Source organism: Vibrio gigantis, assembly GCF_024347515.1.
GTDB lineage: Bacteria > Pseudomonadota > Gammaproteobacteria > Enterobacterales > Vibrionaceae > Vibrio > Vibrio gigantis.
In genome coordinates this window covers 2,732,594-2,759,248 of sequence record NZ_AP025492.1, presented here as the reverse complement: position 1 = coordinate 2,759,248, position 26,655 = coordinate 2,732,594, and the positions used below count along the sequence as shown (strand labels likewise).

Below are 26,655 nucleotides of genomic sequence, written 5' to 3'. Positions count from 1 at the left end.
CGCGTGTTTAAGTAATCACGAGTCTAAGTGAATAGATAAAATACAAGAAAAACAAAGGGCTGATATTAATATCAGCCCTTTTTGATGTCTGTGCGACCTTAACGGCATAACGATTATTGGTTAGTTAGTCGTTAATCGTGGGATCATTTTAGCTTTTCTAGATCGGCTTCGATCTCAGCGATCTTACTTGATACCACTTTCTCTAGATGGCGTAAGTCGGTAAGGATCTTCTGCTTCACATCCACCTCAGCCGTTGGTGTCGGTTTGGTGATCTTGTTGAGTTCATCAATCACAAGAGTGAGGTTGCGGTTAATCTCTGTCACTTCTTTGTATTGATTATTGCCACCGCTAACAAGCACACTTTTTACTTGTCGTGGGTACTTAAACTTAACGCTTTTTGCGAACAGTTCACCTTTCTGCTTACGAAAGTAAATTTTCAGTATATCTTTGTGCGCTTCTTGGCGAAGGGAGTAACGTTCAATCTGTTTAGGTTCGTGGATACCTAAGCCAGTGAGGTTTGGATACATAAGCGACCTCTAAGTTATGAATGTAATACTTTTATGTAATTGACTTGATCAATGTAGCAGCCTAACGACGAGCTAGATAGTTGATATCTGTGAATTGATTGTAAGTTGTGGGCAAGATCGCTCTCTATCTTTACCCACACTTATTGGTTATTAAACCTGCTTCTAGATTGAATTAGCTTTCTAAGGTGCGAGTTCCGAAACGTGCTCGGTTAATCGCTCTCTTAGCGCCTGCTCTTGTTCTTCAGACAGTCTTCCACCTGCTTCACTGGTCAGAATAAACAAATCCTCAGCTCGTTCACCTATGGTGGTGATTTTCGCACCGTGCAAGTTGATATCTAATTCAGCAAAGGTTGCACCGACTTGAGCCAATAATCCTGGTGTATCAAGGGCTCTTAACTCCATCAAGGTGCGCTTTTTGCTCTTAGTTGGTAGGAACTCAACTAAGGTCTTGACCTTAAAGTGCTGTAAGTTACGTGGCGTACGACGTGTTTTGATCTTAGTCGGTCGGCCATCAGCCAAGACATGAGTCAGATGCTTAGCAACGGCTTTGTGTCTTGCTTCATCAATGGCTTCACCATGTTGGTCTAGTACGATAAAGGTATCCAAAACATGGCCATCTTTGCTGACCATGACCTGCGCGTCATGAACGTTAAAGTTACGTCTGTCTAGTTCGGCAACAACGGTCGCAAACAGTGCCGCTTGGTCTTTGCAGTAAACGAACACCTCGGTACCGCCCCGTGTCGCTTTCTTACTGATCAGTACTAATGGTTGGCTTGGATTCTCCAGACGAAGTAAGTGCTCACAATGCCAAGCGATTTGTTTGTGCGTATGACGTAAGAAGTAATCGGCCTTGAAGCGCTGCCATAGCACTTCAATTTCACGAGCTGTGAAGCCTTCTTTACGCAGCAGTGCCGATGCCATTTGTTGATTGTGACGAATACGATCTCTAACATCGACAGGGTTTTCTAATCCACGGCGCAGTGCTCTCTGTGTTGAGTGAAATAGCTCAGCTAATAAGGTTCGTTTCCAGCTATTCCATAACTCAGGGTTAGTCGCACAGATATCGGCAACGGTTAAACAAACCAGTAGCTCGAGTGATTCTTCATCACGAACTTTTTTGGCGAATTCGGTGATCACATCTGGGTCATAGATATCGCGACGCTGGGCAGTAACAGACATCAACAAGTGATTTTGTACCAACCACGCCACTTGTTTTGCTTCAGGTTTCGATAGTCCGTGCTCGATACAGAAAGAGTAAGCTTCAACTGCACCAATCTCAGAGTGGTCTCCGCCACGGCCTTTGCCGATGTCGTGGAAGATAGCTGCAAGGATTAATAATTCTTTCTTCTGTACTCGTGGGTACACTTCACAGCAGATAGGATGTTTATCGTGGTTTTCAATTTGACCAAATCGGTTGATGTGTTTGAGCAGGCGAATACTGTGCTCATCAACGGTGTAAACATGGAATAAGTCAAACTGCATCTGACCGACAATCTGGCTCCATTGCGGTAAGTACGCTGAGAGTACGCCTAACTTATGCATTAAGCTAAAGGCTTTGTGCAGGGCGTTTGGGTGGCGAACTAATGCCATGAACTTGTCACGCGCTGCCGGGATGGTATGCAAAAATCGGTTCAATCGACGACGTGCCGTTCGTAGTTGTCGCAATGTTGGTGGACTAACGCCTTCGATGGAAGAGTCATTCGCGATGTGGATGAACATATCGAGAATCGTTTCTGGTCTTGCTTGGAATAGAGCTGGCTTACGCGCTTCGATCAATGAGCCTCGACGCTGGAAATCATTATCGAGAATCTCTGCGTCTTGGGTCTGACCGCCATTGATGATCGCTTGATCGAACAGCTTAAGCAGCATCTTATTGAGCTCAGCAACGCGACGAAGGGTTCGGTAGAACTCTTTCATCATCATCTCGACGCCACGGTTTCCTTCGCCCGTATAACCCAGATGTTCAGCGACTTGAGCTTGATGGGCAAAAGTGAGTCGGTTGTCGTAACGGCGCAGTTCAATGTGCAGCGCAAAACGAACGCGCCATAAGAAATCTTGGCATTCAACTAATTCACGATACTCAGCATCGGTTAGAAAACCGTATTTGCTCATCTCTAACAAAGAGGTTGCACCGAAATGGCGACGCGCAACCCAGCTCAGGGTATGGATGTCTCTGAGTCCACCTGGAGTTGATTTGATGTCCGGTTCTAGATTGTAAGTGGTGTCGTGGTAGCGAGCATGACGCTCTCTCTGTTCTTGAATCTTAGCCTTGTAAAAGGTTTCACTTGGCCAAAATGAATCGGAATGAATTTTCAGTTTCAGCTCTTGGAAGGTGTCTTCACTGCCACACAGTAAGCGAGATTCTTGAAGGTTGGTCGCGACGGTTAAATCATCAATGCCGATCTCAAGACACTCGCCAATCGTGCGCACGGCGTGGCCGACTTCTAACCTTAGATCCCATAGAAGGGTGATGAATTGGCTTACTTTCTCGCCGAGTGCTGGTGGAAGTGTTTTTTGCGAAACGATGAGAATATCAATATCGGATAAAGGGTGAAGCTCTCCACGACCATAACCACCTACAGCGACCAGTGAAATATGAGGCAGTTTGCTGAATCCGAAATGCTCCCATAAACGATTGAGAAGTAAGTCCATGTATTCGGAGCGCAGTAGAACCAAATCGGTGACTGGGTGGTGATTCAGAAATTCATTTTTTTGATACTGCGTGAAGATCTCGAGCTGATTTTTTAATTCGCAGATTTCAATTTGTTCGTCATTGAACGTAAGAGGGCATTGATAAGGCATAGTCTGCTATCCGTGCAAGCAAATGAGAATAGTAAACAATTTACCAGAAGCTGGTGGAAAATCGAAATTGAGCGGATAAAAAAATATCCTCGACAATGCGAGGATATTCTTAAAGGTTTAATGCGTTCAGCTCAATGAACTAAGCGTTCTTCATGATACGTGGGATAGTGTCATCGCTGCGTAGCGTTAGAACTTCACAACCAGTGTCCGTTACTACTAGTGTGTGTTCCCACTGAGCCGAGTTCTTGCTGTCGGCTGTGTACACTGTCCAGCTGTCTTCGTCATCAAGACGGCAGCCAAACTTACCAGCGTTGATCATTGGCTCGATTGTGAAACACATGCCTGCTTTTAGTACTGTGCGATCGCTGTTCTTGTAGTGAACCACTTGTGGATCTTCGTGGAATTCAGAACCAATGCCGTGACCACAGTAATCTTTAACAATAGAGAACTTCGCGCGTGGGTTGTTCTTATTGTTTGTTTTGATGTACTTCTCGATCGCGGTACCAATTTGGCCAAGTTGAACACCTGGCTTAACTTGGCGCATGCCTTCGTAAAGCGCTTCTTGAGCAACCATACACAGACGCTTGTTAGCCGGTGATACTTCACCCACAAGGAACATCTTAGATGTGTCACCGTGGTAGCCTTGTGGACGAGTGCTTAGATCTGCGTTTTCGTCATCAGGGATGATTACTGTGATATCAACGTTCAGGATGTCGCCATCTTTTAGTACCGCCGGTTTGAATTGACCTGTGCTACCAGTCTCATCTTGTGATGCTGGGATACCGTGGCAAACGATATGGTTAATAGACGTACAGATTGACTTAGGGAAACCGTGGTAATCAAGTGGTGCTGAGTATGCGCCTCGTTCTAGAGCGTATTCGTGACAGATCTGGTTTAGCTCTTCTGTCGTTGTACCTACTTGGATATGAGGTTCAATCATCTCTAGAATTTCAGAAGCCAGCTTGCCGGCGACGCGCATTTTTTCAATTTCTTCAGCAGTTTTAATTTTTACAGCCATTGCATATCTCTTAATTTGGTAACACCTAAGTGTGCATATTGGGGCTATTCTATCAGTGCAGCATTTTAGCGCAACATTCCCATGTCCATACATTGCTGATGGATACTACTCAACTAGGGTGAGTTATGTCGGGTTTATAGATAAATAGAGACGCTATTTATAGTTGAAATTCGCCTATAGGGGTCAGTATAGCAGTCGCCATTTTTAGATTTTTTTCTAGCCATAGACAGACAAAATATGGTATAAAGCGCGCCGGACATCAGGACTGTTTTCTCCAATTGGCGAAACAAGCTTTGTGTCCACTAACTTATTTCTTTAAATCACACACATTCCGACACATGTTCCGGGGTGCCTCAACAACACAGATAACGGCTGAAAAGTGGTTAGTTGTTAGGGGTCGGATTCATGGGGGATGTGGAGGCCTAACCCCATAGAGGATTTTAAAATGGCAACTGTATCAATGCGCGATATGCTTAAAGCTGGTGTTCACTTCGGTCACCAAACTCGTTACTGGAACCCAAAAATGAAGCCATTCATCTTTGGTGCTCGTAACAAAGTACATATCATCAACCTAGAAAAAACTGTACCAATGTTCAACGAAGCTCTAGCTGAAATCGCTAAAGTTGGTGAGAAGAAAGGTAAAGTTCTTTTTGTTGGTACTAAGCGCGCTGCATCTGAAGCTGTTAAAGAAGCTGCTATCAACAGCAACCAGTTCTACGTTAACAACCGCTGGTTAGGCGGTATGCTAACGAACTACAAAACTGTTCGTCAGTCTATCAAGCGTCTGAAAGAACTTGAAGCGCAAGCTCAAGACGGTACTTTCGACAAGCTTACTAAGAAAGAAGCTCTAATGCGCACTCGTGAAATGGAGAAGCTAGAGAAATCTCTTGGTGGTATCAAGAACATGGGCGGCCTTCCAGACGCTCTATTCGTAATCGATGCTGATCACGAACACATCGCAGTTAAAGAAGCAAACAACCTAGGTATCCCAGTTTACGCTGTAGTTGATACTAACTCTAACCCAGACGGCGTTGACTTCGTTATCCCAGGTAACGACGATGCAATCCGTGCAGTACAGCTTTACCTAAACGCTGCTGCAGACGCGGTTAAAGAAGGTCGCAACAAAGATGTTGCTGCTGTAGCTGCTGAAAAAGACGGTTTTGTAGAAGCTGAATAATAGCGGCTCTGAGCCATATTTAGTTCATATTAAGCGGTCATAATCGGTGGCTTAACGGACTGAATACAGTCAATATCAGGGGCCAATTAATTAGGCCCCTGTTTTTTATCTTTTTTAGAATTTACTGAGGAATAGAGAATGGCAACTGTAACTGCAGCTCTAGTTAAAGAACTTCGCGAGCGCACTGGCGCTGGTATGATGGAATGTAAGAAAGCGCTTGTAGAAGCAAACGCTGACATCGAACTAGCAATTGAAAACATGCGTAAATCTGGCGCAGCGAAAGCAGCTAAGAAAGCTGGTAACGTTGCAGCTGAAGGCGCAATCATCATCAAAGAAGAGAACGGCGTAGCTGCTCTTCTTGAAGTTAACTGCCAAACTGACTTCGTAGCAAAAGATGCTAACTTCACTGCATTCGCAGAAGAAGTTGCAGCTGCTGCAGTAGCTTCTCAAGCAACTGTTGAAGAACTACAAGCACAGTTCGAAGAAACTCGTGTTGCTCTAGTTGCAAAAATCGGCGAAAACATCAACATCCGTCGCGTACAATACGTTTCAGGTGTAGCACTAGCTTCTTACCGTCACGGCGAGAAAATCGGTGTTGTTGTTGCTGGTGAAGGCGAAGCTGAAACTCTTAAGCACGTTGCAATGCACGTTGCTGCATCACGTCCTGAGTTCCTAAACCCAGAAGACGTACCTGCAGACGTAGTTGCTAAAGAGAAAGCAGTTCAAGTTGAAATCGCTATGAACGAAGGCAAACCAGCTGAAATCGCAGAGAAAATGGTTGTGGGCCGTATGAAGAAATTCACGGGCGAAATCTCTCTAACTGGTCAAGCTTTCATCATGGAGCCTAAGCAAACTGTTGGCGCTATCCTTAAAGAGAAAGGCGCTTCAGTATCTAACTTCGTACGTCTAGAAGTTGGTGAAGGCATCGAGAAAGCAGCTGAAATGAGCTTTGCTGACGAAGTTGCAGCGGTACAAAAAGGTTAATCCTTAGCGTATTGTTTGAAAAGAGACCGTGGCAAATGCTGCGGTCTTTTTATGAATAGTGAAGTATTTTTTAGCTGTTATGAATGCAAACTGAGCTATTCAGTTTTTATCCATGACTGTTAATCATCAACTCTTTGGAAGGTAAACTCCATGACTACGAACCCTAAACCGGCGTATCAACGTATTCTGTTAAAACTTAGCGGTGAAGCACTACAAGGCGAAGAAGGTTTTGGTATTGACCCGACGATCCTTGATCGTATGGCTCAAGAAGTGAAAGAATTGGTTGAACTAGGTGTTCAAGTAGGCGTTGTTATCGGTGGCGGTAACCTGTTCCGTGGTGCAGGCCTTGCTGAAGCAGGTATGAACCGCGTTGTTGGCGACCACATGGGTATGCTTGCAACGGTAATGAACGGCCTTGCAATGCGTGACGCTCTACACCGTGCTTACGTAAACGCGCGTGTAATGTCAGCAATCCCTCTTAAAGGTGTGTGTGACGATTACAACTGGGCAGACGCAATCAGCCAACTACGTCAAGGTCGCGTCGTGATCTTCTCTGCTGGTACTGGTAACCCATTCTTCACTACGGATTCTGCTGCATGTCTACGTGGTATCGAAATCGAAGCTGACGTAGTTCTAAAAGCGACAAAAGTAGATGGTGTATTTACTTCTGACCCTGTAGCAAACCCAGACGCAGAGTTGTATGATACGTTGTCTTACAACACGGTTCTTGATAAAGAACTTAAAGTAATGGACTTGGCTGCATTTACGCTAGCACGTGATCACAAAATGCCAATCCGTGTATTTAACATGAATAAACCAGGCGCACTACGTCGCGTGGTTATGGGTGAAACTGAAGGTACATTAATCAGCGACGCTGACTAATTTTTCGGGCTTACTGAAGGTTATACTTCGGTAAGCTTATCCTTATCACTCCAAATAAAAAGCTTTCTTGAAGAAAGAACATAATCAAGGTGAAATTGTGATTAACGAAATCAAAAAAGACGCTCAAGAGCGCATGGTAAAAAGTGTTGATGCACTAAAAAACAGCCTGCAAAAGATTCGTACAGGTCGTGCGCACCCAAGCCTACTTTCTGGTCTTACTGTTGAGTACTACGGTGCTCCAACTCCTTTGACTCAAGTAGCTAACGTTATCGCTGAAGATGCACGTACACTAGCTATCACAGTGTTTGATAAAACACTGACTCCTCTAGTAGAAAAAGCAATCCTAACATCTGACCTAGGTCTAAACCCTATGTCTGCTGGTACGGTTATCCGTGTTCCACTTCCACCGCTAACGGAAGAGCGTCGTAAAGACCTAGTTAAAATCGTTCGTGGCGAAGCTGAAGGTGGCCGTGTTGCTATCCGTAACATCCGTCGTGACGCAAATGGCGATCTAAAAGCGCTTCTTAAAGATAAAGAAATCTCTGAAGATGAAGATCGTAAAGCACAAGACGAAATTCAAAAGCTAACTGACGCTGCGGTTAAGAACGTAGACGAAGTTCTAGCAACTAAAGAAAAAGAGTTGATGGAAGTTTAATTTTCCCTATTCTTTTCTTTCCGGAAAAACGCTGTACTCACGGTGCAGCGTTTTTTTATGCTACTCTGTTCGACTATTAGAATTTGATTCACTCTTTTATGCATAATTCTCAAGCGTTCACAGACTCTCTTCCTAAACACATTGCTATCATTATGGATGGTAATGGTCGCTGGGCAAAAGCTCAGGGTAAGCCTCGCGTCTTTGGTCATAAAAACGGTGTTCAAGCCGTTCGTAAAACCATTTCTTCTGCAGCCAGACTTGGCATCAAAGCAGTAACTCTTTTTGCATTTAGTAGCGAAAACTGGCGTCGCCCTGAAGAAGAAGTCGGTATCTTGATGGAACTGTTTATTTCAGTGCTGTCGAGTGAAGTAAAAAAGCTTCATAAAAATAATCTACAACTTCGTGTTATTGGTGATAAAAGTCGTTTCAATGATCGACTACAAAAGAAGATAGAAGAAGCGGAAGCTTTGACTAGCACCAATACCGGTATGGTTATTAATATTGCAGCTAACTACGGCGGTAAGTGGGATATCCAACAAGCAATGACCTCTATTGCTCAACAGGTAAAGTCTGGCGATATTAATGTAGAAGACATTGATGAAGCTATGATTACACAACACCTGACTATGGCCGATATTCCTGAAGTTGATCTGCTTATCCGTACTAGTGGCGAATGCCGCATTAGTAATTTTATGCTTTGGCAGTTGGCTTACGCCGAAATGTATTTCACTGAACAATTCTGGCCAGACTTTAATGAAGACAGCTTAGTAGAAGCTGTGACTTGGTTTGTTAACCGTGAGCGTCGCTTTGGATGTACCGGTGAACAAATTAAAGCTCTGATGGACAGTTAATAAGGATTTTTTGGTTTGAAACAACGAATTATTACAGCGTTGATTTTGGCTCCCCTAGTTATCCTAGGAATTTTCGAGTTATCACTTCCCACGTTTATTCTTTCATTAGCGGTTATCTCGCTATTGGGGTATTGGGAGTGGACTCAATTTGTTGAAAGCAAATCGCGTTATTTAGCGTTGATCCCAACGGTTGTGGTAAGTGCTGCAAGTTTTGCTTTTATCCCCTTTGATGCATTTAGCCTTAATAACTTGTCTACTGCTCACTATGCTATTCTAACGATAGGCTCGATTTGGTGGGTAATCGCGAGTGGCATGGCGGTGACTTATCCTAAGTCTATGCCTGCATGGAAAGACTCTTCTTTTCTTCGTCACGCCTTTGGTGTGCTAACTCTGCTGCCATTCTTTTGGAGTGTGGTTATCCTGCGTGCTAACGGTATCGATGTTGATCCTTACCACGGTGCAAAATTGGTGATGTTTGTTTGCTTGCTCGTTTGGGCGGCGGACAGCGGCGCTTATTTTTCAGGAAAGAGTTTTGGTAAGCGCAAAATGGCACCAGCGGTGAGCCCAAATAAGACAATTGAAGGCCTTATTGGTGGCATTATTACTGCGGTGATCGTGGCTTGGATATTTGCTGATTTGTTTGACATCCAATTTACAAGTCCTCTTCACATGATTGTTATTACCCTTGTGACCGTTGTCATTTCTGTTCTTGGTGACCTCGTAGAAAGCATGTTTAAGCGTGTTTCTGGAGTGAAAGACAGCAGTAATCTGATTCCTGGTCATGGTGGTATACTTGATAGAATAGATAGCTTAACAGCTGCATTCCCTGTCTTTGCTCTGCTTTATTTAGCATTCTAATAAAAAGGGCAGTGATTCTGCCCTTTATTATATTTCTACGGTCATATGTGATGCGAAATCTAACTATCCTTGGCGCTACCGGCTCAATTGGTGCAAGTACACTAAAAGTCGTTGAACAAAACCCAGATCTCTATTCAGTGGTTGCACTGGCTGCAGGCTCGAATGTTGAAAAGATGCTGGCGCTCGTTGAAAAGTGGCAACCAAGCTATGTTGCTATGGCTTGCCCTGATGCTGCGTCTCAACTGACTGATGTGTTGTCCGCTAGTTTCCCTAACGTAAAAGTACTTTCAGGCACTGAAGGCATGTGCCATGTTGCTTCTCTAGAAGAGGCGGATACGGTAATGGCTGCGATTGTTGGTGCAGCCGGTTTACTTCCTACTATGTCTGCGGTTAAGGCTGGTAAGCGTATCTTGCTTGCTAATAAAGAAGCCTTGGTAATGTCTGGGCAGTTGTTTATCGATGCTGTAGAAAAGTACGGTGCTGAGCTACTTCCGGTTGATAGTGAACATAATGCTATCTTCCAATGCTTGCCTCAAAATGTACAAACTAACCTTGGCCGATGTGATTTAGAAGATAACGGAATCAACCATATCCTTTTGACTGGATCGGGTGGCCCTTTCCGTTATACGGACGTTGCAGAGCTAGAGTCGGTAACACCAGAACGAGCGATTGCACATCCTAACTGGTCTATGGGGCCTAAGATCTCCGTCGATTCAGCGACTATGATGAATAAAGGCTTAGAGTACATTGAAGCTAAATGGCTATTTAATGCTTCTCAGGAACAGTTGAAAGTCATTATTCACCCGCAGTCTGTGATTCACTCTATGGTTCAGTACAAGGATGGCTCTGTGCTTGCTCAAATGGGCGAGCCGGACATGGCAACGCCAATTGCTTTGACGATGTCTTACCCTAATCGTACCGAAGCGGGTGTTAAGCCTTTAGATTTTACGAAAGTGGGTGAGCTTACCTTCTTAGAGCCAGATTTTAGTCGTTACCCTTGTTTGAGATTAGCGATTGAAGCGTGCTACTTAGGTCAGCACGCGACAACAGCCATTAATGCGGCAAACGAAATTGCGGTCGATGCTTTCTTGAACAATCAAGTGAAGTTTACCGATATTGCTGTCATTAACGAACACGTTATGAGCAAAGTATGTGAACAACATAACTCTGAGGGCTTAGATAGCTTGGAAAGCCTTCTCGAGCTCGATAATATGTCTCGTCAAATAGCCATTCAATTTATTAAAGAGCAGCTAGCATGAGTGGAATTCTGTGGAACTTCGCATCTTTTATAGTAGCGCTTGGCATTCTGGTCGCTGTTCACGAGTTTGGACACTTCTGGGTTGCTCGTCGTTGTGGTGTGAAAGTTGAAAAATTCTCGATTGGTTTTGGTAAATCAATCTGGAGTAAAGTTGGCCGTGATGGCACAGAGTACAGCTTGTCAGTGATTCCACTGGGTGGCTACGTAAAGATGCTTGATGGTCGTGTAGACGACCTGTCTGAAGACGAACAACAATACGCTTTTGATAAAAAGCCATTGTGGAAAAGAACGGCGATAGTCGGTGCAGGTCCTGCGTTTAACTTTATCTTTGCCGTCTTTGCGTATTGGCTAGTATTTTTGATTGGCGTACCAGCGGTTAAGCCTGTAATCGGTGAAGTCACTCCTCAATCTATTGCTGCACAAGCCGGAATTGAAACTGGAATGGAACTTAAATCTATTTCAGGAATCAAAACCGCAGATTGGGAATCAGTCAATATGGGTTTGATATCACACATAGGTGATCAATCCATGACAGTGACGGTTGCTTCGCAAGACGACATCGGCTTTGAGCAACAAATGACATTGGATATTTCAGACTGGTCGTTCAACCCAGAAACTGAATCAGCAATGACAACGCTGGGCTTTAGGCCGTATTCTCCAGAGATATCGACCGTACTGGCTCAAATCATTGATGATGGCGCTGCATACGATGCAGGTCTCGAAGCAGGCGATAAAATTGTTGAGATTAATGGGCAACCTATTGAGCAGTGGCAGTCGGTTGTTGAGTTAATTCGTGCAAATCCAATGACATCATTGGACTTGGTCGTATTGCGAAATGGTGCTGAGCAGTCATTGGTTATGACACCAAAAAGTCGAGTTCTCTCTGATGGTTCGACAATCGGCTATGCAGGTATTGCTCCGGAAGTCGCAGAATGGCCAGAAGATTATCGCTTTGAGTTACAATTTGGTGTAATTGAGTCTGTAGAAAAAGCATTTGATAAAACAGGTCAAATCATTGGTTTGACCCTGACAATGCTTAAGAAGCTCATCGTTGGTGATGTTGGTTTAAACAACTTGAGTGGCCCTATATCAATCGCTAAAGGTGCAGGTACAACCGCCGATTATGGTCTGGTTTACTTCTTGGGCTTTTTGGCTTTGATTAGTGTTAACTTAGGGATTATTAATTTGGTTCCGCTGCCTATGCTTGATGGCGGACATTTGCTGTTTTTCGCTATTGAGGCCGTTACTCGTAAACCGGTACCTGAGAAAGTTCAGGAAATGGGATATAGAGTGGGAGGGGCAATCCTCTTCTCTTTGATGGCTCTGGCAATATTTAATGATTTTACTCGTCTGTGAATGGTTTCTCACAGGCATTGGTAGTAGCAAGGAATAATTAGAATAAGTATGGCGATTAAGCAAATTCTGTTCGCAAGTCTATTGGCCACTAGTGTGGCTGCGAACGGAGCACAAAACTTTGTAGTTCAAGATATCAAGATCGAAGGTTTACAGCGTGTTGCACTTGGTGCTGCTCTACTGAAAATGCCAGTGCGTATTGGCGATGAAGTTGATGAAAGCGATGTATCCGAGATCATTCGTGCACTGTATGCTTCAGGTAACTTCGAGGACGTTAAAGTCCTTCGCGATGAAGGCGTTTTAGTTGTTCAAGTGAAAGAACGACCGACCATCGCAAGCATCTCATTCTCGGGTAACAAAGCGATCAAAGAAGAGCAACTTCAGCAGAACCTCGATGCATCAGGTGTTCGCGAAGGTGAAGCCCTTGACCGTACTACGCTGAGTAACATTGAGAAAGGCCTTGAAGATTTTTACTACAGTGTTGGTAAGTACAACGCGACAGTAAAAGCGGTTGTGACTCCTTTGCCACGTAACCGTTCTGATCTTAAGTTTGTGTTTACTGAAGGCGTATCCGCTAAGATTCAGCAAATCAACTTTATCGGTAACGAAGTCTTCTCTGACGCTGACCTGCTTAGCCGTTTTAACCTCAACGTAGACGTTGCGTGGTGGAACTTCCTTGCGGATGAAAAATACCAGAAGCAAGTTTTAGCGGGTGATATTGAAGCTCTGAAATCGTACTATCTTGACCGTGGTTACCTTAAGTTTAAGGTGGACTCAACTCAGGTTGCGATCTCTCCAGACAAGAAAGGTGTTTATATCACTCTTGGCCTGGATGAAGGCGAAGCTTACACCGTTAAAGATGTGTCGTTCCGTGGTGAACTGATTGGTCGTGAGGCTGATTTTGATGCACTAGTACCGTTTGAAGATGGCGATACGTATAACGGCTCCTCTGTGACTTCACTAGAAGAAGGCGTAAAACGTATTCTTGGTGAGGCTGGTTATGCTTACCCACAAGTTCGTACTATTCCAGAATTCAATGACGAGACGAAAGAAGTTTCACTCGTTATCAATGTAGAAGCGGGTAGCCGTATCTACGTTCGTGACATTCGATTCACGGGTAACAACTCAACGAAAGATGAAGTATTGCGCCGTGAAATGCGTCAAATGGAAGGCAGTTGGCTTAACTCTAAGTCAATCGATACCGGTAAGAGCCGTCTTAACCGTTTAGGTTTCTTTGAAACGGTTGATGTACAAACAGTGCGTGTACCTGGTAGTGAAGACCAAGTAGATCTGGTTTACAATGTTAAAGAAGCAAACTCGGGCAGCATCAATTTTGGTGTTGGCTACGGTACTGAATCGGGTGTTAGCTTCCAAGTCGGTTTACAACAAGACAACTTCGCGGGCTCTGGTAACCGTGTTGGCGTAAGTGCCATGATGAACGATTATCAAAAGAACGTGAGCTTAGACTACCGTGACCCATACTGGAACCTAGATGGTGTGAGTTTGGGCGGTAAGATCTTCTACAACGAGTTTGAAGCATCTGAAGCGGGTATCGTCGACTATACAAACCAAAGTTATGGTACTAGCTTAACATGGGGTTTTCCTATGGATGAGCTGAACCGTATCGAGTTTGGTGTTGGCTACACACACAACAAGATAGGTAATGTACCGACTTATATTCAGGTTGAACAGTTCGCGAGAAGTATCGACCAATACGGTGACGAAAACATCTTAACCAATGACTTCGACATCAATATTTCCTGGACGCGTAACAATTTGAACCGTGGTTTCTTCCCAACAGAAGGTAACCACCAACGTGCTTTCGCTAAAATGACGGTACCAGGCTCTGATGCTCAATACTTCAAAATGCAGTACGATGTAAAACATTACATCCCGCTGACCAAAAAGCATGAGTTCACACTATTGATGCGTGGTCGATTAGGCTATGGTAATGGCTATGGTCAAACGAATGGTAACGATAACTTGTTCCCATTCTACGAGAACTACTACGCGGGTGGTTTTACAACCCTACGTGGTTTTGGCTCTAACTCGGCAGGTCCGAAAGCCGTTTATGGTAGCAGCACGGGTAATAACCCAACCTACGATACCGCTACGGATGATTCAGTAGGTGGTAATGCGGTTGCCTTGGCAAGTCTAGAGTTAATCGTACCTACACCGTTTGCTTCCGATGAAGCCCGCAGCCAGATTCGAACCAGTGTCTTCTTCGACATGGCAAGTGTATGGGATACAGAGTTTGTAGACCGCAATCGACCAAACAGTGGTGATCAGTATTACTACGATTACTCTGACCCAACGAACTACCGTTCATCTTATGGTGCCGCTCTTCAATGGATGTCACCGATGGGCCCACTGGTTTTCTCTCTAGCGAAACCAATTAAAATTTACGAAGGTGATGATGAAGAATTCTTCACATTCACTATTGGTAGAACTTTCTAATATTTAAAGGACAATATTTTGAAAAATGTGATTAAAGCAGCAGGTTTAGGCCTTGTAGTTCTTAGCTCTTCTTTCTTTGCAACAGCTGCTGAAGCTGCGCAAAAAGTGGGTTATGTAAACACTGCACAAGTATTCCAGGCTCTACCTCAGCGTGAAGTTGTTCTTCAAAAAATGCAGGAAGAGTTTAAAGACAAAGCAGCTGAACTACAGAGTATTCAAGCTGAAGCGAAAACGAAGATTGAAAAGCTCAAGCGTGATGGCGAGCTGCTAGGTCCTGAGGAAGTTGAGAAGCTTCGTATCGAAGTCGGTCAACTAGACAGCAAGTACAAAATCAAAGCTCAAGCACTAGAAAAAGCAAGTCAACGTCGTGAAGCACAAGAAAAGCAAAAGCTGTTCAAGGTGATACAAGATGCTGTAACTAAAGTTGCAGAGAAAGAAGGCTACGACATGATCGTTGATATTCAAGCTCTACAATATGGTAAGCCTGAATACAACATTTCTGAGCAAGTAATTAAATCACTGAAATAAGTTTTATGAAGAACCTGACTTTAGCCGAATTGGCAACGATTACTGGGGGAGAGCTACATGGAGACGGTACGATTACCGTTTCATCAGTCGCTCCTATGGATAAAGCGCAAGAAGGTAACATTACGTTCCTTTCTAACGTGAAGTACAGCAAGCACCTAGGTGACTGTAAAGCATCCGCTATTATGGTTAAAGAGAGTGAGCGTGAACTGTGTAAGACTAACGTTATTGTGGTCAGTGACCCTTACGTTGCTTTTGCTAAGGTTGCTCAAGCGCTTGATACTACTCCTGCACCCGCAGCGGCTATTGCTGATTCTGCTTCAATCTCTAGTGATGCCACCATAGGGCAGAATGTGTCTATTGGTGCGAACGCTGTGATTGAGTCTGGTGTGGTCCTCAGTGATGGTGTGATCATCGGCGCGGGCTGCTTCATTGGTAAAAACGCAAAAATTGGCACCGGCACTAAGCTATGGGCTAATGTGAGCATTTACCACGAAGTTGTGATTGGCGAAGCATGTTTGATTCAATCAAGCACGGTTATCGGCTCTGATGGCTTTGGCTATGCGAACGAAAAAGGTGAGTGGGTTAAGATCCCGCAGGTTGGTTCTGTTCGCATTGGTAACCGCGTAGAAATCGGCGCGTGTACCACCATTGACCGTGGTGCATTAGATGACACAATCATTGAAGATAACGTTATCTTAGATAACCAACTTCAAATTGCTCACAATGTTCACATCGGATATGGTTCTGCTCTTGCGGGTGGTACTATTATCGCAGGCAGCACGACGATAGGTAAGTACTGTATTATTGGTGGTGGGTGTGTGATTAATGGTCACATTGAAATCGTTGATGGCGTTACAATCACCGGAATGGGGATGGTAATGCGCAGCATCACTGAGAAAGGCATGTACTCTTCGGGTATTCCTTTACAGCCAAACAAAGATTGGCGTAAAACAGCAACGCGTGTTCATCGAATTGATGAAATGAATAAGCGTTTGAAAACCGTTGAAAAACTTATCGAGAAGAGCGCGGAATCATAATTCCAGCATTTCTAATAAAAGGCTCGCGTACAGCGAGTCTTTTTCGTTTATAATCCTTCTAATTAAATAAAGAATATATATAGGAATACGACTTTGACTACTGAACAGACAACGATGAACATTACTGAAATTCAGGAACTATTACCTCATCGCTACCCATTCTTAATGGTTGATCGTGTGACTAGCTTTGAAAAAGAAAAAACACTGACTGCGATTAAGAATGTCTCTGTTAACGAACCTCAGTTCACAGGCCACTTCCCACAACTTCCTGTATTCCCAGGCGTGTTGATCTTAGAAGCAATGGCACAAGCAACAGGTCTTCTAGCATTTAAATCTTTTGGTGCGCCTTCTGGTAACGAACTTTACTACTTTGCAAGTGTTGATAAAGCAAAATTCCGTAAGCCAGTAGTACCTGGTGACCAACTGGTTATCGAAGTTGAATTCTTAAAAGAGCGTCGTGGCATTGCATCATTTAATGGTGTAGCAAAAGTTGACGGCGACGTTGTATGTTCAGCTGAACTTAAATGTGCTCGTAGAGAGTTTTAATATGATTCATGAAACAGCGAAAATTCACCCGGCAGCAGTAATCGAAGGTGATGTAACTATCGGTGCTAACGTGACGGTTGGGCCTTTCACTTACATTGCTGGTAATGTGACCATTGGCGACGACACAGAAATCATGTCGCATGTTGTGATCAAAGGTCACACCACGATTGGTAAAGAAAACCGCATCTTCCCACACGCTGTTATCGGTGAAGAAAACCAAGATAAGAAATACGGCGGCGAAGACACGACGGTTGTGATCGGCGATCGCAACGTGATTCGTGAAGCGGTTCAAATCCACCGTGGTACGGTTCAAGACAAGGCAACCACTGTTATTGGTGACGACAATCTACTTTGTGTGAATGCTCACGTAGCGCACGATGTTATTGTTGGTAACCATACTCACATTGGTAACAACGCGATTCTTGGCGGGCACGTAACGGTGGGCGACTACGCTGGTGTTATGGCACTGTCTGCGATTCACCCATTCTGTTCAATTGGTGCTTACGCATACATTGGCGGCTGTTCTGCTGTTGTTCAAGATGTACTTCCGTACGTACTTGCACAGGGTAACCATGCTGCTCCATTCGGCCTTAACCTAGTGGGCTTGAAGCGTAACGGTTTTGAGAAACCAGAAATTCGTGCACTACAGAAAGCGTACAAAGAGTTATACCGTTCAGGTAAAACACTTGAAGAAGCGAAAGCGGCTTTAGTCGAAATGGCGAAAGAGTTTACTTCGGTGGCTCCTATGCTAGAAATGCTAGAGAACTCTGAGCGCGGTATTATTCGTTAATACTGGATGTGGTTGTGTACCAATCCGCGTAAGTATGACAATAATTACTTAATCAGATTGGTATAACAAAAAGATCGCTAATCATTAGGCGATCTTTTTTGTTTTAGGCAAGAAGGGAATTGGAAAACTATGGCACAGCAAGAAACAGCAACCAACAGCACGGACTTTGTTTCGAATGAACCACTACGCGTAGGTATCGTTGTCGGAGAACTCTCTGGTGACACGCTTGGCGAAGGTTTTATCAAAGCAATCAAATCGCAGTACCCGAACGCTGAATTCGTGGGTATTGGCGGACCAAAAATGAAGGCGCTTGGTTGTGAGTCTCTTTTCGAGATGGAAGAGCTGGCTGTCATGGGCTTAGTTGAAGTACTTGGCCGTTTACCTCGCTTATTAAAAGTGAAAGCAGAGCTGGTAAAGTATTTCACTCAAAACCCGCCAGATGTGTTTGTGGGTATCGATGCGCCTGACTTCAACCTAAGACTTGAACTCGATCTTAAGAACGCGGGTATTAAAACGGTTCATTACGTGAGCCCCTCAGTGTGGGCTTGGCGTCCTAAGCGTATCTTTAAAATCGACAAAGCCACCGACTTGGTTTTGGCCTTCCTGCCATTCGAGAAAGCGTTTTACGATAAATACAACGTTGCCTGTGAATTTGTTGGCCACACGTTGGCTGATGCAATTCCTTTAGAACCAAGCAAACAAGATGCACGTGAGCTGTTAGGCTTAGAGCAAGACAAACAGTGGTTAGCCGTATTGCCGGGCAGTCGAGGTGGTGAGATGGGTTTGATCGCTCAACCATTTATCGAAACGTGCCAGCGCATTAAGCAAAAATACCCTGATATCAATTTTGTTGTTGCGCTCGTGAATGAGCAGCGCAAAAAGCAGTTTACTGAAATCTGGCAAGCAACAGCGCCTGAGCTTGAATTCACGTTAGTTGAAGATACGGCAACCAACGTGATTACCGCTGCTGACTCTGTGCTTCTGGCTTCAGGCACAGTGGCTCTTGAGTGTATGTTACTGAAGCGTCCAATGGTTGTTGGCTACAAAGTGAATAAGCTGACGGGCTACATTGTGAAGAAGTTAGCAATCACTGAGTTCGTATCACTACCGAATATTTTGGCGGGTGAAGAGATCGTGAAAGAGCATATTCTTGAAGAGTGTCACCCAGACTTTTTGTTCCAATCTGTCGACAAAATGCTATCAGCCGACAACAGTGCATTGATCGAACGTTTTACCGAGATGCATCACTGGATCCGTAAAGATGCTGATAAGCAAGCCGCCAACGCGGTGCTGAAATTGATCGGTCGAGAGTTTGTTGAATCATAAAGTGTAGTTCCATAAAGCACTGACTTATTAGTTACAAAGAGAATTGTTATGGCAGTAAAAGAGAAAAAAGAGCTTCCTCCGTTTGAATATCCGCAAGGTTACCAGTTGTTTGCTGGTGTGGATGAAGTAGGGCGCGGGCCATTGGTAGGCGATGTGGTGACTGCTGCGGTTATCCTCGATCCTAATAATCCAATCGAAGGCTTAAACGATTCAAAAAAACTGTCTGAGAAAAAGCGCCTCGCGTTGCTTCCTGAAATCAAAGAGAAAGCTTTGGCGTGGTCTGTGGGCCGTTGTTCCCCACAAGAAATTGATGAGTTGAATATCCTGCAAGCGACTATGGTTGCTATGCAGCGAGCTATCGCAGGGTTGAGCGTTCAACCTGATATGGCGCTAATAGATGGTAACCGTGTCCCTGAGCTGCCGATGGATGGCCTTGCTATTGTTAAAGGTGACTTGCGAGTGGCTGAAATCAGTGCGGCGTCTATTATTGCAAAAGTCGTCCGTGACCAAGAGATGGAAGAGCTTGATAAACTTCATCCAGAGTTTGGTTTTGCTAAACATAAGGGTTACCCGACCAAAGCGCATTTCGAAGCGATTGAGCAACATGGTGTAACCGAACATTACCGCAAGAGCTTTAAGCCAGTAAAACGCATCCTTGGTATCGATTAAGCTTTATATAGATTAGAGCTTTACGTTAACTAGAGCTTGGCATCGAATAAAGTTGCTTAGTTACGCTAGAAAAAAATAGAATACACACAGTTGTAACCCCTAGGCTCAAACCTAGAACTCAGGAAAAATAATGTCAGATCCAAAATTTGTTCACCTACGCGTACACAGTGATTTTTCTATGGTGGATGGCCTCTCTAAGGTGCCGCCATTAGTAAAAAAAGTCGCTGAAATGGGTATGCCTGCTCTAGCATTGACCGATTTCACCAACCTTTGTGGTTTGGTTAAGTTCTACGGTACTGCTCATGGGTGCGGGGTTAAACCAATTATTGGTGCTGACTTCCTAATGCAGTCTCCAGAGTTCGGTGACGAGTTGACCAAGCTCACCGTCATTGCAACCGACAATAAAGGTTATAACAACCTAACGCTGCTTATCTCAAAAGCCTACCTACGCGGTCATGTACAGCATCAGCCTGTCATCGATAAAGAGTGGCTGATTGAGAATGCCGAAGGCCTAATTATCCTATCGGGCGCGAAGGAAGGTGAGATTGGTAAAGCCTTGTTGAAGGGCAACCGTGAACTCGTTGCAAGCAATGTAGAGTTTTACAAAACATACTTCCCTGATCGTTTTTATCTTGAGTTGATTCGTACCGGACGTCCGGATGAAGAGTCTTACCTGCACTTTGCATTGGAACTGGCTGAGCAAGAAGACTTGCCTGTTGTTGCAACCAACGAAGTGGTATTCCTGACTGAAGATCTTTTTGATGCCCATGAAATCCGCGTGGCGATTCATGATGGTTTCACGATGGTCGATCCTCGTCGTCCTAAAAATTACAGCGCGCAACAGTATCTTCGTAGCGAAGAAGAGATGTGTGAGTTGTTCTCAGATATCCCTGAAGCACTTGAGAACAGTGTTGAGATTGCCAAGCGTTGTAATGTAACGGTTCGTTTAGGTGAATACTTCCTACCTAACTTCCCAACGGAAGGTTTGGCGATTGAAGATTTCTTGATTAAGAAGTCAGAAGAAGGCCTTGAGCGACGTTTAGCGTTCCTGTTCCCTGATGAAAAAGTGCGTGCTGAGCGCAGGCCTGAGTACGATGAGCGACTCAAGATCGAGCTCGAAGTTGTCAACAACATGGGTTTCCCAGGTTACTTCTTGATAGTAATGGAGTTCATCCAGTGGTCAAAAGACAACGATGTGCCGGTAGGTCCTGGTCGTGGTTCTGGTGCAGGCTCTCTAGTCGCTTACGCATTGGATATCACCGATCTCGATCCACTTGAATACGATCTCCTTTTCGAACGTTTCTTGAACCCAGAACGTGTCTCGATGCCCGATTTCGATATCGACTTCTGTATGGATAAGCGTGACCAAGTTATCGACCACGTTGCTGAAATGTACGGTCGTGATGCGGTGTCTCAGATCATCACCTTTGGTACCATGGCGGCGAAAGCGGTAATCCGCGACGTAGGCCGTGTACTGGGTCACCCGTTTGGCTTCGTTGACAGAATTTCAAAGCTTGTACCGCCAGATCCGGGTATGACGCTAGAGAAAGCATTCCTTGCTGAGCCGGCGCTGCCAGAGCTTTACGATGGCGATGAAGAAGTTCGTGAACTGATCGATAAGTGTCGTATCCTTGAAGGTTGTACGCGAAACGCCGGTAAACACGCAGGTGGTGTTGTAATCTCACCGACCACGATAACTGACTTTGCGCCAATTTATGCCGATGCTGAAGGTAACTTCCCAGTAACGCAATTCGATAAGAATGACGTTGAAACCGCTGGCTTGGTTAAGTTCGATTTCTTGGGTCTGCGTACCCTGACCATCATCGACTGGGCGCTAGGCCTAGTGAACCCTCGTTTGAAGAAAGAGGGTAAAGAACCGGTTCGTATCGAGTCGATTCCTCTTGATGACCAAGCGTCGTTCAACCTATTACAAAATTCTGAAACCACCGCGGTATTCCAGCTGGAATCGCGTGGTATGAAAGACCTGATCAAACGTCTACAGCCCGACTGTTTTGAAGATATCATCGCATTGGTAGCACTATTCCGTCCGGGTCCTCTGCAATCAGGCATGGTAGATAACTTTATCGACCGTAAACACGGCCGTGAAGCGGTATCTTACCCTGATGAAACGTGGCAACACGAATCACTAAAAGAGACACTAGAACCTACCTACGGCATCATCCTGTATCAAGAACAGGTAATGCAGATCGCACAGATTCTGGCGGGCTATACGCTTGGCGGAGCGGATATGTTGCGTCGTGCGATGGGTAAGAAGAAGCCAGAAGAGATGGCGAAACAGCGTGGTACCTTCAAAGAGGGTGCTGAAGCCAACGGTGTTGATGGTGAGCTGGCCATGAAGATCTTTGACTTGGTAGAGAAATTTGCGGGCTACGGCTTTAACAAATCTCACTCGGCTGCATACGCACTGGTTTCTTACCAAACGCTGTGGTTGAAAACGCACTACCCTGCGGAATTTATGGCTGCGGTAATGACGGCGGATATGGATAACACAGAGAAGGTTATTGGCCTTGTTGATGAGTGTTTCCGTATGAAGCTCAAGCTGCTTCCACCTGATATCAACTCGGGCTTGTACCGCTTTAACGTGGATGAAGATGGCGCGATTGTTTATGGTATCGGCGCGATCAAAGGAGTAGGTGAAGGTCCGATAGAAGCGATCATTGAAGCGCGAAATAAGGGCGGTTACTTTAAAGACTTATTCGACTTCTGTGCTCGTCTTGATCTAAAGAAGGTCAATAAACGTGTTATCGAAAAGTTGATTCTATCCGGAGCCTTAGATAGATTAGGTCCTCACCGAGCGGCGATGATGGCATCTTTGAAAGATGCAGTGAAGGCGGCGAGCCAACACCACCATGCCGAGTCTTTTGGTCAATCTGATATGTTTGGTGTGTTGACTGACGCTCCGGAAGAGGTTGAGCACAAGTATACTCAAGTACCTAAATGGCCTGAGAAGGTTTGGCTTGAGGGGGAGCGTGAAACGCTGGGCTTGTATTTAACGGGTCACCCGGTGAATGCTTACATCAAAGAGTTAGCAAAATACACGAGTTGTCGTTTGAAAGACGCGACGCCAACTCGCCGTGACCAATCACTAACGATTGCTGGTTTGGTTATTGCTGCGAGAGTGATGACTACGAAACGCGGTACACGAATCGGTTTGATGACACTTGATGACCGATCGGGCCGAATGGAAGTGATGCTGTTCTCGGATGCGCTCGATCGCTACGCAGAATTGCTCGAAAAAGACAAAATTGTGGTCGTTTCTGGACAGGTCAGCTTTGATGATTTCAATGGCGGGCTTAAAATGTCCGCGCGCGAGGTCATGGACTTAGGAAGCGCCCGTGAGAAATATGCTCGTGGGGTGTCGATATCTATCGACCAATCCCAAATTAACGGTCAATTTTTTGAACGCTTTAGTCAAATCTTAGAACCTTATAGAGCCGGAACGGTCCCAGTCAATGTATACTACCAGCGTGCCGACGCTAGAGCGCGGTTAACATTGGGCACAGAATGGCGTGTGACGCCAAGTGATACATTACTAGACGAATTAAAACAGCTGCTTGGAAATAGCCAAGTAGAACTCGAATTTAACTAAAATTTAGCTCCATGACTGTGGAGCTGAATCAACAAGGATTCATAGATGAGCCTGAACTTTCTAGAATTTGAAAAGCCTATCGCTGAACTTGAAGCAAAAATCGAAGCGCTACGTGACGTTTCGCGTCACGGTGGTGACACAGCGGTAGATCTAGACAAAGAAATCGAACAACTAGAGAAAAAAAGCTTAGAGCTTAAACAGAAAATCTTTAGTGACTTAGGTGCATGGCAGGTAGCTCAACTTGCTCGTCACCCTCAACGTCCTTACACAAAAGATTACCTGGAGCATGCATTCACAGAGTTTGAAGAAATGGCTGGCGATCGCGCTTACGCTGACGACAAAGCTATTGTGGGTGGTATGGCTCGTCTAAATGGCCGTCCTGTTATGGTTATTGGTCACCAGAAAGGTCGTGAGACTAAAGAGAAAGTGATCCGTAACTTTGGTATGCCAAAGCCAGAAGGTTACCGTAAGGCGCTACGTCTAATGGAAACGGCTGAGCGCTTCAACATGCCTATTATTACGTTCATCGATACAGCGGGTGCATACCCTGGTGTTGGTGCTGAAGAACGTGGCCAATCAGAAGCTATCGCTAAAAACCTAAAGGTTATGGCAGGTCTTTCAGTGCCTGTGATCTGTAACGTTGTGGGTGAAGGCGGTTCTGGTGGTGCACTAGCGATTGGTGTTGGTGACTACGTGAACATGCTTCAGTATTCTACGTACTCAGTAATCTCTCCAGAAGGTTGTGCTTCAATCCTATGGCGTGATTCAGATAAAGCCCCACAAGCAGCTGAAGCGATGGGGCTGATTGCTCCTCGCCTTAAAGAGCTTGAGCTTATCGACGAAATCATTCCTGAGCCGCTAGGTGGCGCGCACCGCGACCCAGTACAAACCGCTCAGAACATGAAAGACATGTTAGTTAAACAGTTAGAAGAGCTAGAGCAGTTTGATAACGAAGCACTCCTTGAGCGTCGTTACCAGCGTCTAATGAGCTACGGCTACTGCTGATAAGTTGCCTTAGCGATAAGGCTAGTTAGACGAACAAGTTGATGAAAGGGTTGGACTCAGTGCCAACCCTTTTTTATTATTAAGACATTATCCCTTCACCACGATCTCTCGGTTTATTTACCTCATGACACACTTAATCGATACTTTCACATCTGTACTTCATCAAAGCGCGCTCAAGCCTCGTCGTTTGCTCGTCGCTTTCAGTGGTGGTGTTGATTCTAGAGTATTGTTGGAGTTAGCTGTTCAATACGCTCAAGTCTATGATATTGAGTGTTGTGCGGTACATGTTCATCATGGCCTCAGTAAAAATGCTGACCGCTGGGCAGAACAGTGCCAAGCATGGTGTGATGCGCTGTCCGTTTCACTTATGATTGAACGAGTCTCGCTGGATATTAATAGTGGCGAGAGTATCGAAAAGTTAGCGCGTGATGCGCGATACCAGGCCTTTGAAAAACATATTGAACAAGGTGATGTATTAGTTACAGGTCAACACATCGATGACCAAGTAGAGACCTTCTTGTTAGCGTTGAAGCGTGGTAGTGGTCCGAAAGGCCTCTCTTCAATGGCGAAAGTGATGCCGTTTGCTGATGCTTATATTGTTCGTCCTATGCTATCGGTAACCCGATCTGATATTGAAGCGTCGGCGCGTGATATGGCTTTAACTTGGGTAGAAGATGAGAGTAATCAAGACGTTCGCTTTGACCGCAACTTTATTCGTCATCAAGTCACACCGGTACTAACCGAGCGTTGGCCAAGTTTCCAAGAATCGGTTAGTCGCAGCGCTCAGTTATGTGCAGAGCAAGAACTACTGCTTGATGAATTGCTTGAATCACACCTCCAGCAAGCTTTGGGAGATAGCGATAGCTTATGTATTGAGGCGTTATCTCAACACTCAGACTTGTTACGAGCTCGACTGCTAAGAATGTGGTTGAGTCATTGTAATCAACCTATGCCGAGTCAAAAGCAGCTTAAGCTTATCTGGAATGAAGTGGCGTGTGCTCAGGCGGATGCCAATCCTAAATTGGTGTTGAATGATGTTGAGGTTAGGCGCTTTGATAATCAGCTCTACATAGTGAAAGAGACTAAGGACATGTCGAACTGGAAATGTGATATCTCTATAGGAGAGAGCATTGTATTACCTGATGGTTTGGGTGATTTGTACTTAAAGGCATCGAGCAACTGTGTTGCTAAGAGTGGTTATTCACAAAGTTTTAGCCTCTCAAGTGTTAAAGACACCATGCGCATTACCTTCAACTCTGAAGGATTATCAGCGCATCCTATTGGACGCGGCCATAGTCGAAAGCTCAAAAAACTCTTTCAGGAGTACCAAGTACCCAGTTGGTTACGACGCAGAACGCCAATATTAATGGATGGCGATCGAGTGATCGCTGTTTTAGGCTTATTCGTAGATAAAAACTACGAAGGTCAAGATTGTGAAGCGCTTTGGAGCAAGTAGAAAAAGTTTGTGTCACAATTCATCGTCACTTTAATAAAAATAATTAATGGAATATGCAATGAAGAAAATTACACTAGGATTAGTTCTTGGATTTGGACTATTGAGTGGTAACGCTCTGGCGGGTGATGTTGCTGCGGGTCAAGCTAAAGCAGCAATCTGTGCGGCATGCCATGGTGCAGATGGCATCGCAGTGATCCCAGGTTATCCAAACCTAAAAGGTCAAAATGAACAATATATTGCTTCATCAATTAACGCATACAAAACCAATCAGCGTACAGGTGGTTTGGCCGCTGTAATGCAGGCTCAAGCTTCAATGCTGAGTGATGAAGACATCGCTAATCTAGCTGCTTACTACGCAAGCCTTAAGTAAAACCTTCTTAAAGCGCTGATTAAACAAGATGATAAATTTCGAGCCAGAGCTTTAAAGCTCTGGCTTTTTTCATTGAATGTTTACTATAGCTAACCGATAATGAGCCATTCGCACAGTTTAAGGGATGAACATGAAAAAGATTGAAGCCATTATCAAGCCATTCAAACTTGATGATGTACGTGAAGCACTTGCAGAAGTGGGCATTACGGGTATGACAGTATCCGAAGTTAAAGGCTTTGGACGTCAGAAAGGTCATACTGAGCTATACCGTGGCGCAGAGTACATGGTCGACTTTTTACCTAAAGTGAAATTGGAAATTGTTGTGACCGACGAAGTAGCTGACCAATGTGTTGATACCATCATAGAGACGGCTCAAACAGGTAAAATTGGCGACGGTAAGATCTTTATTACTGACGTTGAACGTGTGGTACGTATTCGTACTGGCGAAGAAGACGAAGACGCCGTATAAAAAAACTATTACCCTAAAAGGAGCGTT

At 44.7% G+C, this 26,655-nt stretch carries 23 protein-coding genes; 20 read left to right on the top strand and 3 right to left on the bottom strand.

What is annotated here, in order from left to right; translation table 11 throughout:
* Positions 1 to 143 precede the first annotated feature (143 nt).
* From OCV56_RS12195 to map, 3 genes are all read right to left on the bottom strand, one after another.
* On the bottom strand, positions 144 to 527 hold the full coding sequence (locus OCV56_RS12195) for a DUF3461 family protein (RefSeq protein ID WP_004734354.1): 384 nt from the start codon (positions 525 to 527) through the stop codon (positions 144 to 146).
* A 180-nt stretch (positions 528 to 707) separates the two neighbouring features.
* Positions 708 to 3,329 carry a bifunctional uridylyltransferase/uridylyl-removing protein GlnD gene (gene glnD, locus OCV56_RS12190; RefSeq protein ID WP_086715192.1) on the bottom strand — a complete coding sequence of 874 codons (2,622 nt, stop codon included), beginning with the start codon at positions 3,327 to 3,329 and terminating at the stop codon, positions 708 to 710.
* A 139-nt stretch (positions 3,330 to 3,468) separates the two neighbouring features.
* Positions 3,469 to 4,347: a type I methionyl aminopeptidase gene (map, locus tag OCV56_RS12185; protein ID WP_086715190.1), complete on the bottom strand. Its 879-nt coding sequence runs from the start codon at positions 4,345 to 4,347 to the stop codon at positions 3,469 to 3,471.
* Between the two features lie 445 nt (positions 4,348 to 4,792).
* Between map and rpsB the strand changes: the two genes are divergently transcribed.
* From rpsB to glnB, 20 genes are all read left to right on the top strand, one after another.
* The gene (gene rpsB / locus OCV56_RS12180; RefSeq protein ID WP_032547152.1) at positions 4,793 to 5,524 is read left to right on the top strand and encodes a 30S ribosomal protein S2; all 732 of its coding nucleotides are present in this window, start codon (positions 4,793 to 4,795) and stop codon (positions 5,522 to 5,524) included.
* A gap of 138 nt (positions 5,525 to 5,662) precedes the next feature.
* A complete protein-coding gene (gene tsf, locus OCV56_RS12175) occupies positions 5,663 to 6,508 on the top strand; it encodes a translation elongation factor Ts (RefSeq protein WP_017630772.1) in 846 nt (281 codons plus the stop codon).
* Positions 6,509 to 6,658: 150 nt separating this feature from the next.
* Complete coding sequence (pyrH, locus tag OCV56_RS12170) at positions 6,659 to 7,390, top strand: UMP kinase (protein WP_017630771.1); 732 nt, start codon at positions 6,659 to 6,661, stop codon at positions 7,388 to 7,390.
* 97 nt (positions 7,391 to 7,487) lie between these two features.
* Positions 7,488 to 8,045, top strand: a complete 558-nt coding sequence (gene frr, locus OCV56_RS12165) for a ribosome recycling factor (RefSeq protein WP_026084234.1) — start codon at positions 7,488 to 7,490, stop codon at positions 8,043 to 8,045.
* A gap of 98 nt (positions 8,046 to 8,143) precedes the next feature.
* Positions 8,144 to 8,896 (top strand): isoprenyl transferase, encoded by a 753-nt coding sequence (locus tag OCV56_RS12160; RefSeq protein ID WP_086715188.1) that lies wholly within the window; start codon positions 8,144 to 8,146, stop codon positions 8,894 to 8,896.
* A 15-nt stretch (positions 8,897 to 8,911) separates the two neighbouring features.
* Positions 8,912 to 9,754: a phosphatidate cytidylyltransferase gene (locus OCV56_RS12155; protein ID WP_086715186.1), complete on the top strand. Its 843-nt coding sequence runs from the start codon at positions 8,912 to 8,914 to the stop codon at positions 9,752 to 9,754.
* 50 nt (positions 9,755 to 9,804) lie between these two features.
* Positions 9,805 to 11,013: a 1-deoxy-D-xylulose-5-phosphate reductoisomerase gene (ispC, locus tag OCV56_RS12150; RefSeq protein ID WP_086715184.1), complete on the top strand. Its 1,209-nt coding sequence runs from the start codon at positions 9,805 to 9,807 to the stop codon at positions 11,011 to 11,013.
* On the top strand, positions 11,010 to 12,368 hold the full coding sequence (gene rseP / locus OCV56_RS12145) for a sigma E protease regulator RseP (protein ID WP_086715182.1): 1,359 nt from the start codon (positions 11,010 to 11,012) through the stop codon (positions 12,366 to 12,368). Before ispC ends, rseP begins: the two co-directional genes overlap by 4 nt.
* A gap of 48 nt (positions 12,369 to 12,416) precedes the next feature.
* Positions 12,417 to 14,822 carry an outer membrane protein assembly factor BamA gene (gene bamA, locus OCV56_RS12140; RefSeq protein WP_086715179.1) on the top strand — a complete coding sequence of 802 codons (2,406 nt, stop codon included), beginning with the start codon at positions 12,417 to 12,419 and terminating at the stop codon, positions 14,820 to 14,822.
* Between the two features lie 27 nt (positions 14,823 to 14,849).
* Entirely contained in the window at positions 14,850 to 15,350 is a 501-nt protein-coding gene (locus OCV56_RS12135) for an OmpH family outer membrane protein (protein WP_017063367.1), read from the top strand.
* Between the two features lie 5 nt (positions 15,351 to 15,355).
* On the top strand, positions 15,356 to 16,387 hold the full coding sequence (gene lpxD / locus OCV56_RS12130) for a UDP-3-O-(3-hydroxymyristoyl)glucosamine N-acyltransferase (protein ID WP_086715176.1): 1,032 nt from the start codon (positions 15,356 to 15,358) through the stop codon (positions 16,385 to 16,387).
* 93 nt (positions 16,388 to 16,480) lie between these two features.
* Positions 16,481 to 16,933: a 3-hydroxyacyl-ACP dehydratase FabZ gene (fabZ, locus tag OCV56_RS12125; protein WP_048661224.1), complete on the top strand. Its 453-nt coding sequence runs from the start codon at positions 16,481 to 16,483 to the stop codon at positions 16,931 to 16,933.
* Between the two features lies 1 nt (position 16,934).
* Positions 16,935 to 17,723 (top strand): acyl-ACP--UDP-N-acetylglucosamine O-acyltransferase, encoded by a 789-nt coding sequence (gene lpxA / locus OCV56_RS12120; RefSeq protein WP_017632525.1) that lies wholly within the window; start codon positions 16,935 to 16,937, stop codon positions 17,721 to 17,723.
* Between the two features lie 129 nt (positions 17,724 to 17,852).
* The gene (gene lpxB / locus OCV56_RS12115) at positions 17,853 to 19,049 is read left to right on the top strand and encodes a lipid-A-disaccharide synthase (RefSeq protein ID WP_086715174.1); all 1,197 of its coding nucleotides are present in this window, start codon (positions 17,853 to 17,855) and stop codon (positions 19,047 to 19,049) included.
* A 48-nt stretch (positions 19,050 to 19,097) separates the two neighbouring features.
* Positions 19,098 to 19,718, top strand: coding sequence for a ribonuclease HII (gene rnhB / locus OCV56_RS12110; RefSeq protein WP_048664587.1), 621 nt, complete (start codon positions 19,098 to 19,100; stop codon positions 19,716 to 19,718).
* Between the two features lie 130 nt (positions 19,719 to 19,848).
* Positions 19,849 to 23,328 carry a DNA polymerase III subunit alpha gene (gene dnaE, locus OCV56_RS12105; protein WP_086715173.1) on the top strand — a complete coding sequence of 1,160 codons (3,480 nt, stop codon included), beginning with the start codon at positions 19,849 to 19,851 and terminating at the stop codon, positions 23,326 to 23,328.
* Between the two features lie 45 nt (positions 23,329 to 23,373).
* Positions 23,374 to 24,333, top strand: a complete 960-nt coding sequence (gene accA / locus OCV56_RS12100; protein ID WP_086715171.1) for an acetyl-CoA carboxylase carboxyl transferase subunit alpha — start codon at positions 23,374 to 23,376, stop codon at positions 24,331 to 24,333.
* A gap of 124 nt (positions 24,334 to 24,457) precedes the next feature.
* A complete protein-coding gene (gene tilS / locus OCV56_RS12095; protein ID WP_086715169.1) occupies positions 24,458 to 25,789 on the top strand; it encodes a tRNA lysidine(34) synthetase TilS in 1,332 nt (443 codons plus the stop codon).
* Positions 25,790 to 25,835: 46 nt separating this feature from the next.
* The gene (locus tag OCV56_RS12090) at positions 25,836 to 26,159 is read left to right on the top strand and encodes a c-type cytochrome (RefSeq protein ID WP_190960464.1); all 324 of its coding nucleotides are present in this window, start codon (positions 25,836 to 25,838) and stop codon (positions 26,157 to 26,159) included.
* Positions 26,160 to 26,289: 130 nt separating this feature from the next.
* Positions 26,290 to 26,628, top strand: a complete 339-nt coding sequence (glnB, locus tag OCV56_RS12085; RefSeq protein WP_004738609.1) for a nitrogen regulatory protein P-II — start codon at positions 26,290 to 26,292, stop codon at positions 26,626 to 26,628.
* Positions 26,629 to 26,655: the final 27 nt, after the last annotated feature.

Excerpts from the sequence above, each read along its gene's own strand:
- OCV56_RS12195 (WP_004734354.1), bottom strand. The coding sequence starts at position 527 with ATGTATCCAAACCTCACTGGCTTAGGTATCCACGAACCTAAACAGATT.
- glnD (WP_086715192.1), bottom strand. The coding sequence starts at position 3,329 with ATGCCTTATCAATGCCCTCTTACGTTCAATGACGAACAAATTGAAATC.
- map (WP_086715190.1), bottom strand. The coding sequence starts at position 4,347 with ATGGCTGTAAAAATTAAAACTGCTGAAGAAATTGAAAAAATGCGCGTC.
- rpsB (WP_032547152.1), top strand. The coding sequence starts at position 4,793 with ATGGCAACTGTATCAATGCGCGATATGCTTAAAGCTGGTGTTCACTTC.
- tsf (WP_017630772.1), top strand. The coding sequence starts at position 5,663 with ATGGCAACTGTAACTGCAGCTCTAGTTAAAGAACTTCGCGAGCGCACT.
- pyrH (WP_017630771.1), top strand. The coding sequence starts at position 6,659 with ATGACTACGAACCCTAAACCGGCGTATCAACGTATTCTGTTAAAACTT.
- OCV56_RS12160 (WP_086715188.1), top strand. The coding sequence starts at position 8,144 with ATGCATAATTCTCAAGCGTTCACAGACTCTCTTCCTAAACACATTGCT.
- ispC (WP_086715184.1), top strand. The coding sequence starts at position 9,805 with ATGCGAAATCTAACTATCCTTGGCGCTACCGGCTCAATTGGTGCAAGT.
- rseP (WP_086715182.1), top strand. The coding sequence starts at position 11,010 with ATGAGTGGAATTCTGTGGAACTTCGCATCTTTTATAGTAGCGCTTGGC.
- bamA (WP_086715179.1), top strand. The coding sequence starts at position 12,417 with ATGGCGATTAAGCAAATTCTGTTCGCAAGTCTATTGGCCACTAGTGTG.
- lpxD (WP_086715176.1), top strand. The coding sequence starts at position 15,356 with ATGAAGAACCTGACTTTAGCCGAATTGGCAACGATTACTGGGGGAGAG.
- lpxA (WP_017632525.1), top strand. The coding sequence starts at position 16,935 with ATGATTCATGAAACAGCGAAAATTCACCCGGCAGCAGTAATCGAAGGT.
- lpxB (WP_086715174.1), top strand. The coding sequence starts at position 17,853 with ATGGCACAGCAAGAAACAGCAACCAACAGCACGGACTTTGTTTCGAAT.
- rnhB (WP_048664587.1), top strand. The coding sequence starts at position 19,098 with ATGGCAGTAAAAGAGAAAAAAGAGCTTCCTCCGTTTGAATATCCGCAA.
- dnaE (WP_086715173.1), top strand. The coding sequence starts at position 19,849 with ATGTCAGATCCAAAATTTGTTCACCTACGCGTACACAGTGATTTTTCT.
- accA (WP_086715171.1), top strand. The coding sequence starts at position 23,374 with ATGAGCCTGAACTTTCTAGAATTTGAAAAGCCTATCGCTGAACTTGAA.
- tilS (WP_086715169.1), top strand. The coding sequence starts at position 24,458 with ATGACACACTTAATCGATACTTTCACATCTGTACTTCATCAAAGCGCG.
- OCV56_RS12090 (WP_190960464.1), top strand. The coding sequence starts at position 25,836 with ATGGAATATGCAATGAAGAAAATTACACTAGGATTAGTTCTTGGATTT.
- glnB (WP_004738609.1), top strand. The coding sequence starts at position 26,290 with ATGAAAAAGATTGAAGCCATTATCAAGCCATTCAAACTTGATGATGTA.